Origin of the sequence: Microcoleus sp. D3_18_C4 (assembly GCF_036702355.1) — a bacterium.
Lineage (GTDB): Bacteria > Cyanobacteriota > Cyanobacteriia > Cyanobacteriales > Microcoleaceae > Microcoleus.
Genome location: NZ_JAUBTF010000095.1, coordinates 1 through 15,892 on the forward strand (window position 1 = coordinate 1; position 15,892 = coordinate 15,892).

Consider the following 15,892-nt stretch of genomic DNA (forward strand, 5'->3'; position numbering starts at 1 on the left):
TCGTTAATTAGCGAACTGCTGTGCAACAGCCAGCTTACAGTAATGGGCAAAGTTTCTAGCCACAGTTGCCAAGCAATGTTGCGCTCTCTTAATACCTTGGCAGAGCCGAAGCTGTGGGAGAGCATTTGGCAAGCGTGTGTTAGTTGCTCCGGCGTTGGTCGGTAGACTAAGAAGGTGACAGCAGCGTGAATTGCTCTTGCACCTTTGTACATTTTTTTCTGGGCTTCAAAGGATTCTTCCTGTTTGACTTCTGCTCCTACATCGCGACCTTGACCTTTTTCTAAAGCGCGTTTTTTGGCACTTTTTGATTGTTTAGCTTGCCTTGCTAAGTTGTCTTGAATAATAAAGTTGGGAGCGGCGCTAATTTCGACAACGGCTTCAGTATCGCGGACATAGCTGTTGCTCATAATTTTCCAGAGCCATTGCAGTTGCTCTCTAGTATTGAGCCAGCCGCCGGGGCCCTCTTCCATTGTTAGCACGCCGCATTCTGCGTTTCTGCCGGGGAGCAAAATGCGTGAGCTAGCTTTTCTGTGTTCCGGGCAGCTCGAACGGCCGCTCATACCTTCAATTAAAATGGTGCAGGCGTGTTTGTGACTGTTGATGGTTTCGGTTAGTTTGTAGTCCGACGCGGTTTCTTTTAAGGTGAGAAGTTGGGGGATAAGGGGTACGGGTCCGCTGTTGAATTTTTGCCACAGCCATCCCCACAATGCTTGGGCATTCATGGGTTGAATTTCCAGTCCAATTTTGGTGTTTAGCAAGAGTTCCCACCGGATATAGCCTTGCTCGAAAGCGTCGAGCAGCAGTTGTTTGTAAAAGCGTTCAGAGTAGATGCGCTGGTTGCCTGTAAATTGTGCAGCAATGCTGTTGGCTGTGTTGATAATTCCATTGATGAATTTACTCAGAGGGTCGTTGGATTTGGAGCCAGATTGAGCGTTGAATGTCCAAGTGCAGAAAATAGTTTGGTTCCACAGTTGTCTGGTGCCTGCTAAATTGAGTTCTTGAATGCGTTTCTGTTCGTTACGAACGAGTACAGAAATGGGTTTGAGGTGACAGTTGTCAGCCAATTCAGTTAACTGTTGCTGGCGAAGGCAATCGCTGCTGTAGCAGCCGGTATGAAAGGTCATTTTTTCGCCTGGGGGAATGTCTTTTAGTCCTTCTTCTAAGGCGGCGGCTGCATTGTTTACTTCATGGCGGTACAGGATGTTGTGAAAGCCAGCCGTCTCGAATCCGAATACAATTTGGTATTGACTGCCTTCATTCAGTAAGTAACCAGAAACTTCTCGACCATCCTTTTTGATAGTGACTAAACACAGGAGGTTTTGGTAGTTTTGGAAGGGCATAAGTCGGCTGTTACCTCCTTGTTGATTGGGAGCAAGTTTGGGTTTAAGTTTGACTCGGACTTGTGAATCGCTGATTCGGTGGCGAATCGGGTTTGGTCGGTGTTGGGGAACGGGAGAAAGGTATAAAAGATTACCGTTGTACCACTCATTCCCCGGCGGAGGTCTAAACCTGTCTACAAAAAGGTGAGGTTTGTTACCTGTCAGGAGCCACCAGCTTACAATTAGCCAGAAAGTAGTGGTGAAAAACCAAGGCATTCCTAAGCTGAATAAGCCGTTGGTGAGGATGTAGGAAATTACAGTGATTAGCATCCAGGGAATTAGCTGTTCCGCTGGAATGATGCCGATGCTGGCTTGTTTGCCGAGAATTTTATTGACGGAAATAAAGTCTTTATCTGGGTCTTTAAGCATGGTAATAGGGGGAGGGGGAAGGCGAAGGCGAAGGGAAGGGAAAGCCAGGTTGTTATTAGTTTCAATCGCTACTAATTTGTGTTGGGAAGGGAGGGCAAGGGAAAAAATAGAGGGGATTGTTAGCTAGTAACATCTAGTATTCAGTGTTCCTAATTAAAAGAATAGGAAGGGTGGAACAAGTTGAGTAAAATCACGTTCTTCTCAAGGCAAGCGAGATGATTTTTGATAAGTAAGAGAAGAAGGTTTAACTCAAAACTAGAAAATTTATTCTTCCCATTCCCCTTCCCATTCCCCTTCCCATTCTTCCCTAAGCTCCTCCACCTCCGCCATTGCCAACGAACAGAAAAGTTATTACGTCAACGGCAATTACAATGGCAAAGGCTAAGGCAACTTGGGTAACAATTGGTCTCCAGTCATTACCTTGTTGTGCTTGGTTGTAGGCGAAAAGAGAAGCGGCTGCTACTAACAAAAGAAATGCTCCGCGAATTAAGTTGAAAATCAGTTCGATGACTTCGGTATCAATAGCTTCGCCTCCTGCTGAAGAGGCTCCTTCTGCGAGTTCTTGCATAAATTCTTCTAAGCCGGAGAGGAAGAGGGCGTTGGCTGGGGAATCGAGTACGGAGCAAAGCGCAGTAGAGGTGATAATGGCAGTGGCAATGTGCCAAAAGCGAATTTTGCAGCCTATGTATCGCTCTACAATGGGAATAGCTCTAGTGAGATGCCATAAACTCAAAAACACAATGCTGGAGCAGCCTAAAGTCGCAATTAAGAGCGGGTCGTGAATGCTGAAGTAGATGAGCGAGGCTAGGCAAATGCCGAGGAATGGAAGGTCGCCCAGTTTTATTTTCTGTTGTTTTAACCAGCGTGATAATGAGTTGCGGTTTCGTTCATTTCTTGTTTGGTCTAAGTAAGTAGCCATGTCACTATCTCGATTAATTCAGTGCTTTAATGCTAATTTAAGTTGCATCTAATCCCTGCAAAATCGCCAAAAAAGGTGATTTTATACAGTGAGAGTGACCCCCTCCAAATGGAGGGTGCAAGTGAAAAAAGTTATTTCAAATCTCCATCTCGGCTTCAGTTTTTCTAGCTTCCTGCTTGTTGGAGTTATGGTTTTGAGCGAGTTGTTGTTGGGAGAGGAGATTTTCTACTTCTTCGGGTGGAATGTCGCACAGAAGAACCTCAACATTACCTTTTTGGAGGCTGGCCTCAAAAACTATCTCGCTGTGAGAGTTAAAGCCTTTGATAGTACCCTTCGACTTGGATTTATCGCTGAATTCGACTTCAAAGTCGAGGCGCGAGCCTTGGGAATCGGTAAAGCTGACTTCATCTTGATTGCTTCTCTTTACCATTTCAGCTAGCCGCTCTTGGTTGACAGCTTGTTGAAAAATCTTTAAGCGGTCGAGTTCTTCTTTTTCTTCAGGTTTCAGGAAGTCGTTTGTAACTTCCCATTCTCCAGTTTTATCCTGTACTGCTGAAAACAGTTCCTCGCCTTCCTTAGTTTTTAAGCTGACAGCGGTAGAGGAGTCAAAATTTGTTACATAAAGTTTTGCTTGTCCAAAATCAACCCCGTCTTCTAATGCAATGCCTTCCGCATTTGCTTCTTCTTCAGCTAGGTTGTAAATTTTCGCCAGTGTTGCTGCAAGTTGGGCGTCCTGAGTAAGATTTTGGGCTGTCACAGTGATTTTTTTAGCAGTAGCGCTAGCGCTGCTGCTAGCTGGGATTGTTGATTCTAATGAAATTTTTTCACCTATTTCTGTTGCGTTTTGTACGAATTGGTCGCTGAGGGATGGAGTCGAGCTGTCGGGCGGTTCTACTTTTGCATCCGCAGCTTGAACGCCTGTCTCGCTTTGAAGAGAAAGTTTGTTTTCTAAAGCTTCTATTCGCTTTTCTAGGGTATCGAGTCGCTTTTCAAGTCGGTTGAGTGCTTCATTTATTTGTACGAGCTGTTCTTCAAAACTCGCCTCTGTGTCAATCTTAATAGAAGCCGTTTTTTCAGAATTGTTGTCTCTCACACGACCGGAAATTTTATCAACTTTTCCGTGGACTTTGCTAACCGCTTTAGCTAAGAGCATACCGGGTGTTGAGACAAATTCGGCATCCGGTTCAGGTAAGATGTTATGTTCCGGTTCTGGCTCCGGTTCAGCTATTGGTAAAGCTTCGGATTCGACCATTGCATCTGCAACTGAATCCGCTTCAACCAAGTTGGTAACCCGCTGCGACAGCGAGTCAGCTCGCTGGCTTTGAGCTTGGAGCCTTTTGACAATACCGGCAACTTGGCGCTCTTTTCCAGCCCCAAGAGCAGCTTCTATAATTTGAGAAGCTGCTTTTTTCCCCATCAGAGTAGCGAGAACCGCAACTTGAGTGCTCAGGCCGCTGACAGTTGTACCTTCTACCTCACTTCCAGAAATGGCTGTTCTACCACTAACTTGTACAGCAGCATCGAGGATACTATCGATGTTCTGGTCGTTTGATTTTTTGCCTTGAGGTCGCTGTTGGCTCGTTCGGGTTTTTGAAGGTGTGCGTGCTAAGGATTCAGCAACTTCTACCGCTTCATCTGTCTGAAGTTTTCTTTTGGCTTGGGATTTAGCTGATAATTCTTCGTCTTCCAAATCTTCTCGCTCAGAGTTTTGAAGGTGGCTTTTAGTTTGAGGCTTAGCTTTAGGTTGAGGTTCTTTGACTTCAAACTCATCTAGTTCACTTAGTTCATCTCTCGGAGAGCGGGTTAAGGCTTTAGATTTAACCAGGGGTTCTTCCGACTCCAACTCCTCTACGTCATCTTTTCGGGATCTTCTTTTGGTTTGAGAGTTGGGTGATGGCTCGTCGTCATCCGAATTTTCTATTTCATCTTTTTTGGATTTGATATTGGCTTTAGATTTCGATTTGTGCGATGGTTCATCATCTTCTAAGTCATCTAGTAAATCGTCTTTTTTAGACTTGTTGGCCGTTGGAAATTTAGATCGACGCGAGGGTTCCTCATCCTCTAATTCATCTATTAAATCGTCTTTTTTAGACTTAGTTGCAGCTTTAGATTTAGACTTGGGGGAGGGTTGCTCATCATCCAATTCATCTAGTAAATCGTCTTTCTTAGACCTTGTTTTAGTTCGAGGCGAATCGAGTAATGCTTCAATTCCTGTTTTAGTAAATCGGTTGTCGTCCGGCTCTCCCAAGTGCTCCATCATGTACTTTCCTGTGGTAGAGCCGTACTCAGGTCGATCGCTCAAACTGAGGACGAGTCCGTTATGCTTGACCTCCACGCTAATGCCAGGTTTGCCGTCTGCTTCCGTTAGTTCTTCAATTGCATCGGCAAAATCTTCTACGCTGGTGAGTCCGTTTTCCAGGCAGTAATCTAAAGCTTTCTCGCAGCGATTTCTTAGGTAGTTGAGGATTTTCTTGCCCTCGGCTGTGTTAGGGGTGATGTAGTTTCCCTGGCTTCGGCTTCGGTATGCTGTTTTTGTAGCCATAATCTTGGTGGCGGCGTGAGTGGATATTTCCCATGAAATTCGAGCAGTGTGGCTAGTGACTTCACTCTAAAGTGCGGTTTTGGGGAGTTAAAGTGACCCCCTCCAATCGGAGGGGGAATCGTCGCCCACTAATAATTAAGCTGCTACGCATCTAAAATATCTGTTGGTTGGGGAGGGGGAGAAAGAGAGGGGGAGAGGGGGAGAAACTTTGACGCTTTTCCCACAAAGATTGAAGTATACAATTTAAAGGCGCGACAGCTTATCCCCTGTTTGAAACTCACTAAAAAACTAACTGTTCGGTCAACGAGCTTTCCTGGTGTTCACACCTACCCGCTCTTAGCTGTGCGGTAGTTGATGTTAAAGTTGTGTATCTGCATCTCTTTTTGGTGAAGATGTAGAAGCTAATTCAGCATCAACCTCTCTGAGGTATTTGATAAACTGAGAGCTGCTTTTTTCAGAAAGCTTCTTAATGATTTGACCTGTTTTCAAGTCAGCAGCCAAGACCGGATTATCAGCTTCATCTCTGACTAAACACCTAACATTATTGCGAGATTGGCTAATAAAAGCTGTCCAGTTTCCCACAGGGATTTTAGTTTCTCCAGTTTGGTTATATGCTTCAGAAATCGCATCTTTCAGCAATTGTGAGAGGTGGGTGGGGCTGGCAGCAATGCCTTCGGGTTGAGATGGCGGTTTGTTTTGGGTAGGGGTTGGCGATACAGATAGCGCTCGCTTTTGACAAGGGGTTGGCGATACGGATAGCGATCGCTCTTGACAAGGAGTTGGCGGGACTTCTGAAAGTTCCTCAACTGATTCAATTAGTTGCACAGAGCTAGGGTTGATATTTAAAATCAGAGCGCTGCCTTTTGGTGAGGGTTCAATAGTGGCCTCAAAGGTAGTGCCGATCGGCAATTTAGGTGAATTAGCAGAGAACATAGCTAATTCTTGTCCGTCAAGGAGGACAATAGGGCTGCCGTCGCGCCTCGAACCGCTACCGCTAACAGAACCCACCTCAAAAGTCAATGTTTTCTGCCTCCATTTGGGACTGCTAAAGTCAACATCTTTCAAGTCATTGTACTTCTGCCCAATCAGTTCAGCTCTGTCAAACTGAAAGGTTTGCAATTGCTGGCAAATTTCATCTGTAAACAAATTGAGAACCAATGCTGCTTTAGGTGTTTGGTTTTGGGACTCAAGCCAAGTATAATCAGCAGGAGCTACAATGCGTGAACTGACATCTTTGGTGCGACCAAGACCATCGCGGTAGGTTAAGTCTAAACTGTCGATGTCGTTGACATTTTCGCAAAACTTCTTCTCAAGAATTCCCACCAGTTGGTCGCTGGGTTCAATTAAGGCAAAATTGACCATTGGCAGGCTCGGATGCAAAGTTGCTTCATATTTAATGCCTTTGCTGTCTAACAATTCTTTCCAATGTCCAGCTAAGTCTTTGCCAACTGGCTGTCGCTTCTTATCCATGACAGTTTTATTGCTGCCGTCCCGTTCAAATTCCTCGAAAGGGACGCTCAGAACGTAAGTGTCTTTTGGCATTGCTTCGTGCAGTCGCTCGTACTCAGGTTCAAGGTTGAATTCAATCAGCAGTTGGCGAGAAAGTTCCTTACAAGCTTTGCGAGGAACTTCTAAGTTGGGATTTGCGGTTTCGACGTGCCACATAGCACTAGCAGCTAAAAACCGTTCTTCAGGGTCAGTCCAAGCTTCAGTTACATCGGCTCTTAAGCTCTCGTATAACTTGCTGACGGCTTCTTTAATTGCCTTAGAATCGCCGCCGCACTCCAAGTGAATTTCACCCATCCTTTCTCGATAGCGTTCCTTAATATCTTGCGCCCACCTGACATAATATTTCTCCCATTTTTCTCGTTCATCTAAATCAGAAGGAGACTCAAACAGGTAACGAAATTCGTCGCGGTGGCGGCTTTTTAGACGAGTCGGTTCCCACTCTGGGTTAACAGCCTCCCTAGCAATGCAATTGATAGCGGTGCCGTCTCCTATAGGTAATGGCACCGTTTTGTAAAGCCTGGGGTCGTCTTTGTAGTCAAATAGGTAGCTTGGGTGCTGTTCTGACCACTGCTTAGCCTTGGACAACAAGGTGGGGTGGTGGTCTTCTGTACGAGTAGCACTTTTGGGACTGTCCACTTCAATTTGCAGGGCATCAAACAGCTTTCCAAGAAGCTGCCGCTTCTGTTGATTGAATAAACTTTCTGGCTGTCCCGGTTCTGCTGCTGACGATTGCACTCTCCCGATTAAGGTAGCCACCCAGCCGATTTTATTTTGGGCGATCGCTACGGCAATTTGCCGCAATTTGGTATACTTGCGATCGCCATCACTATCGGTAGCTTTAGTGTAGTCAACTTTCTCTCGCTTCTCAACTGCATCGTACTCATTCTCTTGATTAGCGTGCCTGGTTTCAGAGGCGATATTCGGCATTCGGGAAGCAGGCGTAATCACTAATTGATCGCCATCAAAATCGCATTGGTGATGCTGCATGGCTTGGTCTGGGTGAATGAAAACGCACCCTTTGTATTTCGTTAATGCGCGATGGCTTTTGTTGTCTACTGTGTAGCGGCGGATGTTATCTTTACTGACAATTGGGTATCGGGTAACGATGACTTCTGTGCCGTGTCGCAAGTGGGGGGCCACAATTGTACCGGGTTGGAGGTTTTCACAAGGTTGAGCCATTGCTGAACCATGATGAATTGCTCCCTTAATTGCTAAGTCTTTCCACTTTTTAGCCAGTTGTTCTTGCATGAAATCGACGACTTTGGGAAAGTCGAGGAGTTGACCGAGTTTGTCGTTCCTCAAAATTGAAATTAGCCGGGATTCGTTGCGTTGGGCTTTTTCATCTGTTTCGTCTTCTAATCCGCTGCTGTCTTCGTGAAGGCTAGATTGAAAAGCAGCTTTTTTGTCGTGCTGCTCCACTAAGTATTTGGCAAGTTGCAGCCGGTTATTTTGCAAGTCAGCTAGCTTTTGGGCTTCAATTTTGGTCGGTGTGGCTATGTCAGCCCCAATAGCTGCTTCGGAATACCAAATCGAAAATTGCCAGGAATTTTCGTATTCAGTTACTTTGGCGTTGCCTCGGTTTCCCAGTATAGCTTTGGGAAATTCGTAGTCGCCACAGGGGATAAGTTCAGCTAATTGCTCTTTAGCAACTCCTTTGATAGAGGAGCGATCCATAATGATATCATAACCCAAGTCGGAGGTTAAATTAGCATCAGGCAACAGCGTTCCTTTGGCAAGAAAGCTAATTTCTGGAGTGTGGCAGTCTTCTTGTCCCCATTCCTGCATCCAGGCAAATCTGAATTGAAAAGGTCGGTTGTAATTCCCTCCTAATTGTTGGGCTAGTGCCGGTGAAATTTTACCGTGACAGTCTCCGGTTTGCCACTTATGAGCTTTCGCTTTTTCACTTTGGTCATCGCTTTGAGAATCAACAATTTTGAGTCGCAAGGTTTCGCCGTCAAGGGAGCTATCTAACAATTTGGCTCCTTGGTTGCAACTGCTAACTAGCAGTGAGCCATAGCGACAGGCGTGGTCGGGTTGAGTTTTGAATAAGCTCAACAGTTTGGTTGAGAGTTCAATGTCTGCAAAGTACACATTTTTGCCGGAGCTGAAAGCAACTCGTCTGGTAATACCATCTCCGAAATCGATGTTTTTCAGAGGGTCGAAGCTGCTATCATTTGGGTCTGGTTTAACGATGGTTAGGGATGCTAATTCTTCAGGTTCAAAAAGCAGTTCAAGCAGGGAGTTACGCAGCACTTCTGATTCAGCTTGGTACCGCCCTTTTGCTCTACCGTCAGCCAAGGACATATCAAAGACTGGGATTTTTAGTCCTTCCCCAGCTACCCATTCTGTGGAGCGATATTCTGGGGTAAGTTTTCTTCTGCTCATTGATTAGCTCCTGAATCCTAGTTTTTACATTTTTAGGACTTACGCACAGTAATAGTCCCGATTTTGACAAGGTTGTTACTTCACAAATTCCTGCTACTGAGTGATATTCTCCCCCTCCAATTGGAGGGTTTAGAAGAAATAAGTAGCGTGTTACAATCAGAATGACAATCCCAATGTGGAGAAAAAAAGTGAAAGTAGTTCGCACAACTACGGCTATGGAAAGCCAACGGGATTATTTCTCTGATAGCGATAGCGATGCACTTGCTCGCGTTGCTTTTGGAGAAGGTGAAAACAGTCAGCAGTTTGGCGGTTTGAGTTTTGATGCTGACGGGGTTATTAAAGGTAGAGCATCAACGTTGTTCAACGTCACCGAAGAACAAGTGGAGAACCCTCAATACTGGATTGATTTATAAGAGATACCGACCGAAATTAAGTCTTCGCTCTTACAAAACAAACGTGTCACATTGTAATACCATTTCTAAAAAGTCTTGCTACAATTTGCATCGTTGGGTTTATTTCACGAAATCAACCTACTGTTGCTACTGTTGCATGACTTTTCATAAATGGTATAATTCGGAGGGGTCTAATTCGGATATGTCTAATAATTCAGGTGTCAAATCAAGGCCTTCCTGACACCTGAAGAGATGGCTAACGCCGTTTTTTGGACGGCGTTTTATCCGAAGAACGACTCTCAAGCGTCTGGTTGGCTTGAAGAGAGTGCAAATTGTTACCGGGAAGCAAGCTGTAAACCACTTTGCGCTTGCGAAAAACCCTAGTGCCATCTACAGGCATTCCTTGTTTCCAAGCGTCTGAAATCGCCTTTTTGTCGGCAGAAATTACGATTTTTGTTTCGACTCGGCGATAGGGTTCTGGCAGTTGAGATGGGTCAATCAAAACTTCACAGGTAGGCGGATTTTCCTTGACAGTAATGCGGCGGTGTTTGCCAATAACTTCGGAAGTTAACACGCCGCACTCGTTGAAGTAGAGAACGGTTTTGTCTAAGCGCTCTCTCCACCCCTGGAGTTTGTTGAGAGCTCTTGAATGCAGTTCTATCAAATACTGCATTCGCGCTGTAATTCCTGCAATTTCGGCATCAATTTGGTCGGCTAAGTCGGCATGGGCATCAACAGCGAGTTCCTGGGTTTCTTGGGTTTGCCAAAGGGATTGCAGCAGTTGGTCGATTTCTTCTGAGCTTTCTGCAGATTCTAGTTGATGCCAAACTTGAGCCGCAGTTATTGAACTTTGAGCAAGCGTCGCTGTGGCTAAATTCATGCTTAGTATCCTCCGTTGATGCAGGTGTGATAATAATCGCGGCGTTCTTCGAGTTGAGTAAGCGCAGCCATTGTTTCCGGGTCGGATTTAAGAGAGATTTGTTTGTCCTTTTGAATTTTGCTAACTGGTTGAGAATGAGTTAAATTTTGTGAGTTTGACTGGGTGATTTTTTGCATACAATTCAAAAAACTTTCTTAAAAATAGCGCGACCGCGCTCTTAAAAAAAGGAGTATTTAAAGTTATGAATTATCCTATAGTTTTTTACCCAAAAGTGGTAATGCAATTCTGCCATCAATATCCTTTGCCAGAGGCAACTTCTAGTTGTGCCACCTCATCCCAACTTCAAGAAACTCAACAATTCGAGCAACCTGTTGTTTTGCTGACTCCGCCTCAACCACCTGTGGTGTTACCTGTCAAGTTGCTGTGGTTAATTTGGGTGTTTTGGCTCTATGGTGCGATCGCACTTCCGCTATTAGCTATTTCTTGGGGTTGGCTGTGGTGGGAAATGCTGTTGGTAGTAGCTGCTTATTCATGTTTAATTGCGGCTGCTTATAGTTATGTGTTTGGTTGCCGTCAAAAACTGCTATCCAGGTATAAACAGCAAATTCTTGAGTACAAGCAACAAAATATATTATTTCATCAACATTTATCCTCGAATAAACAGCAAGAATTTTCTAATTTTAAGGTGGAAAAAGAAGGGTTGCAGACAGGTTTAAAAATCGCAAAACTTGAGTTGGATTCCAGAAATCGAGCGCTCAAGGATTTGATGTCACTTCGGGTTAGTTCTAAGGGCACATCTCAAGCTCGGCAAGGAGTGAGTGAACAACGCTTTTTACAATATTTGCAGCAATATTTCGAGGAAGTTGTCCAAGCAGCAGAGTTTAAAATTCCGTCATCTCAGAGGAGCTATTCAGCAGATTTTACTGTAATTCACACTCCATCTGGACTCGGAATTGATGTCGAGATTGATGAACCTTATGCTGGCAAATCTAAGAAGCCCACTCACTGCTGCGATGCTGACAGGGATATGCGCCGCAATCAATTATTCTTAGAGTGGAATTGGATTGTGGTTAGGTTTACTGAAAAGCAGGTGGTTCAGGCTCCTTTGAGCTGTTGCAAGTTCTTGGCGATTGCGATCGCCTTTGTAACGGGCGATCGCTCTTATTTAAAGCAACTGGAAACTGAGCCCGATTTGCTAAGCGTCAAACCTTGGACAACAAGAGAGGCAAGGGCTATGGCTAAAAGCAACTATCGCCTTACTTATTTATCTGGATTTGGCGTCGGTTCTGCTTGCAATCGGGTTTCAAAGTTTTGATGCGAGCGCACGCAATATCCGACTTATTGACTGCAATAAATGTTTATAATTAATACAAAGGAGATAAAATAGAGATGCTGTCATTTGAAGAGGGGTTCATTGAAAGTCAACAGCTCAACCAAAGACTTCTGCAAACAATTCGTTTGCTTGGAGAGTACAAGGGAAAGCAGGAGTTATTCCAACAACAAGCCCCACAAGTTTTAGGCACTTTGCGCCAAGCTGCGGTAATTCAGAGTACCGAATCTTCTAACCGCATTGAAGGCATTACTGTGCCGCTAGAACGGATTAAGAAATTAGTAACTGAAAAAACAACGCCGCGCGATCGTTCAGAACAAGAAATTGCGGGTTATCGGGACGTGCTAACTACAATTCACACCAATTATACCCACATTCCTTTTAGTACAGGGTTTATTTTATCAGAAAAATTGGGTTTAAAGCCCCGTCCTTCTAGGACGGCTTTAGTTTCTATAAAGTGTAAAGAATGATTAAACATACGCATTTTGTAAACATAGTGTTTCGTAATACGGTAAGATATTTGAATGATAACATTAGAGTTTAAGTTGAAAGCCAAAGGGAAGCAATACCGAGTCATTGACGAGATGATTAGGACGGCTCAATTTGTCCGAAATAAAACTCTTAGGTATTGGACAGAGAATCAAGGGGTTAAGTTAGTTGACCTGTACAAACAATGCGCCATTATGGCAAAAGAGTTTGAATGGGCAGGTAAGCTTAATTCGATGGCACGTCAGGCTTCTGCCGAACGTGCCATTTTTGCTATCCAACGTTTTTGGGCTAATTGCTTTCGCCAAGAAACCAGGAAAAAAGGGATACCCGCAGTTCAATTAGAGGGTTGCAGGAAAGGTGTCCGACAGTGGGCATTGATTTAATTCGCCGTTTATTGCGCCGGGAGAGAGATGCTGGGCGTTTGCAATGTCGGGGGCGAGGGGTAGATGCTCGCTGGCAAAAGCAGTAGCTACAGAACTTATGCACAAGCAACTGCGTGTTGAGTAGAATCATAAAACTCAACACTCAGTTGCAACTATTTATGCAATTAGTAAGTTGTACTGCATTTAAATTGTAGAGCTCAATGACCTTCAAAAATTGTCAAATCCTCTCTCCCTCGAACACCATAGACCAATATGCTTGGGTTAAGAACAATCTGACTTTTAAAAGATGCATATATTGCCATAAAATCGTAACAGAGATAGAATTCGTTAGAGAGCGTTAACCCAAGCGTATTGCACCATAGACAATAGAGTTGCATTGCATTTATTCGCTCTTCAATCAGGAAATTATCTGCGTTTATTTGCGTTGAGCTGTCTTGAATCTGCGGTTAACCTATTAATCAAAGATTTAGGCAATTCAAGTCTAATCTAGATGCACAACAGGTTATTAGTTAAGTGCTGCTTCTGCATCGAGTTTGTTAACCTGCTGTCGCCGGAACAATTCTTGTGAAAGTTCGGGCCACCTTTCCAGAGTGGGGTCTTTTGCGACTACCAACTGTGCTGCTTTCCTAGCTTGCTCTAGTATGGCCTGGTCGTTGATTAAATCAGCCTTGGCAAATTCTGGCAGTCCCGCCTGCTGGGTTCCTAATACCTGACCTGGCCCTCGCAATCTCAAATCCATTTCTGCTAGAAAGAAGCCGTCTTGCGAAGTTTCCATTATCTTGAGCCGCTCTCTAGAATTATTTGATTTGGAATCGCTTACCAACAAGCAGTAAGATTGTGCCGTGCTCCGTCCTACCCTGCCTCTGAGTTGGTGCAATTGTGACAAGCCAAATCGTTCCGCGTGTTCGATTAACATGACTGTGGCATTGGGGACATCAACTCCGACTTCAACAACCGTCGTAGAGACGAGAATTTGAGTTTTATGGGCAATAAAGTTGGCGATTTCTGTTTCTTTCTCGGCGGAATTCATGCGACCGTGTAGCAGCCCGATATTGACATTGCGGAAAATATTTTCCCTCAAGTACCGATGCTCCTCAATGGCGGCTTTGAGGTCAAGCCGTTCAGATTCTTCGACAAGTGGCAGAATGATGTAGGCTTGATAGCCCAGTTGGATTTGTTGTCGAATTATTTCGTGAGCTTTGTGGCGAGTTCTACTCGTAAATAGCTGAGTTTGAATTGGCTCTCTCCCCGGTGGCAGTTCGTCCAGCAGGCTGATGTCTAAATCGCCGTGCAGTGTCAGGGCTAAAGTTCTAGGGATGGGTGTGGCGGTCATTGTCAGAATGTGAGGGCTAATGCCTTTTTGCTGCAACTTGAGCCGCTGTTGAACTCCAAATCGATGCTGTTCGTCGATCGCCACAAAACCCAGTTTCTTAAAGCTTACAGTATTTTGAATCAGTGCGTGAGTACCGATTAGCAAGGGAAGAAGCCCCAAGTTTAATCCTTTGGCAATTTCTTGACGAATCTTAGCTGTTGTGGAGCCTGTTAACAGCGTTACAGACAATCCCAGCGGCTCAAACCATTCACTGAGTTTGCGGTAGTGTTGGGAGGCTAACACTTCAGTCGGTGCCATTAGTGCTGTTTGATAACCGGATTGAATTGCTGCAAGGATGGCGACTGCTGCTACTACTGTTTTGCCGGCACCGACATCTCCTTGTACTAAGCGATTCATCGGAGTTGGTTTGCTCATGTCTGACAGAATTTCGGCAATGACTCTTTGCTGTGCTTTGGTTAGGGTAAAAGGTAAATTCTTGTAAAGTTTTCTGAGCTGTTTTCCTGTTGAGTTTAGGGAGTATCCTGGCTGTTGTTGCAAGGTATATCGGTGCTGCAATAGCCTTAATTGCAAGTAGAAAAATTCATCGAACACTAAGCGGTGGCGGGCAGATTCGAGGGTATTGCTGTCTGGGGGACAGTGAATATGTGCGATAGCTTTTTGGAGAGCTATTAACCCAAAACGTTTGCGAAGTCGTTGTGGCAGCGGGTCTTCAATAAAACCAACACAGTCAAGTGCTGTACGAATACAATGCCGGACTAGCTCGTTAGTTATGCCTTTAGTTAAGCGGTAAACTGGTACAATAGAGGTCGTGCTGGCTTTAGCATCTTCAAAGCTAACAACTTTAACTGTTGGGTTGCTGATGGTTTTACCATAGCTATCTTGTTTGACTTTTCCTGTCACTAATACAATAGCACCTTGTTTGTAAAGTTCGGCTTGGTGGGAACGCCATAGTTGCGATTGGTAATAGCTGTGGTTGTAAAATTGAGTGCAAACTATTCTGCCGGTTTGGTCGCAGACAATCCATTTTTGTAATGTAAGTTCTGGTTTAGTACGGCAGTCGAAGATACTGTGGTTGATAATTTTGCCTGCAATTGTTACGCAATCTCCTGTTTTTGTCTCAGCAATCCGAGTGCGTTTGAAGGCGAGATGTTCTCTAGGAAAATAGTAGAGTAGGTCTGCAATGGTGCGAAGACCTAGTTTTGCTAATTTTTGAGCTTCTGGAACAGCAATCCCAGACAAATGTTGTAAGGTGAGAGTTAAATCCATATTTTTGAAGGGATTTGAATTGGCTGAGAGTTAGCCGCGAACGCGGCTCATTTCCCGAGGGCTAATCCATCTATCAACAAGGAGGAAAATTTTGGTTGGCGTGGCTGAATTTGGGTATTAAATTTGTAGGGGCAATCACCCCGTAGTTGCCCACCGCTGACGTGACGGGTAAGCACTCTTATAATTAGGGCTTGCTAAAAAAGTGTACAGAGTGGATAAACGAGACTAGACAGCTTGAAAAATAGTAGGTTCGTTGCCTAATTCCCAAATTTACCCAGAGACTTCCCTGTGAAAGTCCAAGGGTTTTGAACCTCGCTTATCTTATAACTTGTACTTGTTCGAGCCCAAAAAGATTGAAACCCTTATCTGGTCTGCCTTCTGTTTTTATTCAGTCAGCCCTAATTACGTATAGGCAAAATAATACTTTGATTCAGCAGCGCCACAAAACCTTTCTGGCGTAGTTTTTGGAATTTATAAGATTTTAAACAGAAGAGATTTATGGCAATAATTAAGACAGTTTGAGGCGCCTTTATTTAAGCATAAATGAGTAAAATTTCAATTTTTATTTAATTGGCTGGTAATCGGAATATTTCAAAGCCAAAGCCAAAAAAGGTTCTGTATAATACAAAGCAAGTTGATTGCTAGTACAGCTCGGCGTAAATACACAGACTATTAAACAGCCAAGACTTTACCCTTGTATGTCCACTTAAAAGGTT

At 44.3% G+C, this 15,892-nt stretch carries 10 protein-coding genes and 1 pseudogene; 4 read left to right on the forward strand and 7 right to left on the reverse strand.

The genetic code is table 11. The features are described 5' to 3' along the window. From QUA90_RS28235 to QUA90_RS28250, 4 genes and pseudogenes are all read right to left on the reverse strand, one after another. A pseudogene (locus QUA90_RS28235) lies at positions 1-1,748 on the reverse strand (hypothetical protein); the annotation flags it as partial. A gap of 307 nt (positions 1,749-2,055) precedes the next feature. After that, positions 2,056-2,667, reverse strand: coding sequence for a hypothetical protein (locus tag QUA90_RS28240; RefSeq protein WP_333109686.1), 612 nt, complete (start codon positions 2,665-2,667; stop codon positions 2,056-2,058). A gap of 136 nt (positions 2,668-2,803) precedes the next feature. Next, positions 2,804-5,209 (reverse strand): hypothetical protein, encoded by a 2,406-nt coding sequence (locus QUA90_RS28245; RefSeq protein WP_333448556.1) that lies wholly within the window; start codon positions 5,207-5,209, stop codon positions 2,804-2,806. Between the two features lie 357 nt (positions 5,210-5,566). Then, entirely contained in the window at positions 5,567-9,103 is a 3,537-nt protein-coding gene (locus tag QUA90_RS28250; protein ID WP_333448557.1) for a hypothetical protein, read from the reverse strand. Between the two features lie 188 nt (positions 9,104-9,291). Between QUA90_RS28250 and QUA90_RS28255 the strand changes: the two genes are divergently transcribed. Continuing rightward, positions 9,292-9,516 carry a hypothetical protein gene (locus QUA90_RS28255; RefSeq protein ID WP_015179627.1) on the forward strand — a complete coding sequence of 75 codons (225 nt, stop codon included), beginning with the start codon at positions 9,292-9,294 and terminating at the stop codon, positions 9,514-9,516. A 235-nt stretch (positions 9,517-9,751) separates the two neighbouring features. Here QUA90_RS28255 and QUA90_RS28260 read toward each other — a convergent pair whose 3' ends face one another. Together QUA90_RS28260 and QUA90_RS28265 are read right to left on the reverse strand one after the other, a co-directional pair. After that, positions 9,752-10,375 (reverse strand): siphovirus Gp157 family protein, encoded by a 624-nt coding sequence (locus QUA90_RS28260; protein WP_333148362.1) that lies wholly within the window; start codon positions 10,373-10,375, stop codon positions 9,752-9,754. A gap of 2 nt (positions 10,376-10,377) precedes the next feature. Beyond that, positions 10,378-10,551, reverse strand: a complete 174-nt coding sequence (locus QUA90_RS28265; protein WP_015179625.1) for a hypothetical protein — start codon at positions 10,549-10,551, stop codon at positions 10,378-10,380. A 65-nt stretch (positions 10,552-10,616) separates the two neighbouring features. Between QUA90_RS28265 and QUA90_RS28270 the strand changes: the two genes are divergently transcribed. The 3 genes from QUA90_RS28270 to QUA90_RS28280 all read left to right on the forward strand — a co-directional run bounded on the left by QUA90_RS28270 (position 10,617) and on the right by QUA90_RS28280 (position 12,577). Continuing rightward, the gene (locus QUA90_RS28270) at positions 10,617-11,690 is read left to right on the forward strand and encodes a hypothetical protein (RefSeq protein WP_333448558.1); all 1,074 of its coding nucleotides are present in this window, start codon (positions 10,617-10,619) and stop codon (positions 11,688-11,690) included. 74 nt (positions 11,691-11,764) lie between these two features. Further along, the gene (locus tag QUA90_RS28275; RefSeq protein WP_333316161.1) at positions 11,765-12,175 is read left to right on the forward strand and encodes a hypothetical protein; all 411 of its coding nucleotides are present in this window, start codon (positions 11,765-11,767) and stop codon (positions 12,173-12,175) included. Positions 12,176-12,229: 54 nt separating this feature from the next. Next, positions 12,230-12,577, forward strand: a complete 348-nt coding sequence (locus tag QUA90_RS28280; RefSeq protein WP_333147741.1) for a transposase — start codon at positions 12,230-12,232, stop codon at positions 12,575-12,577. Positions 12,578-13,082: 505 nt separating this feature from the next. On the opposite strand, the gene recG is transcribed toward QUA90_RS28280, so the two are convergent. Then, positions 13,083-15,176 (reverse strand): ATP-dependent DNA helicase RecG, encoded by a 2,094-nt coding sequence (gene recG, locus QUA90_RS28285; RefSeq protein WP_333316163.1) that lies wholly within the window; start codon positions 15,174-15,176, stop codon positions 13,083-13,085. Between the last annotated feature and the right edge of the window lie 716 nt (positions 15,177-15,892).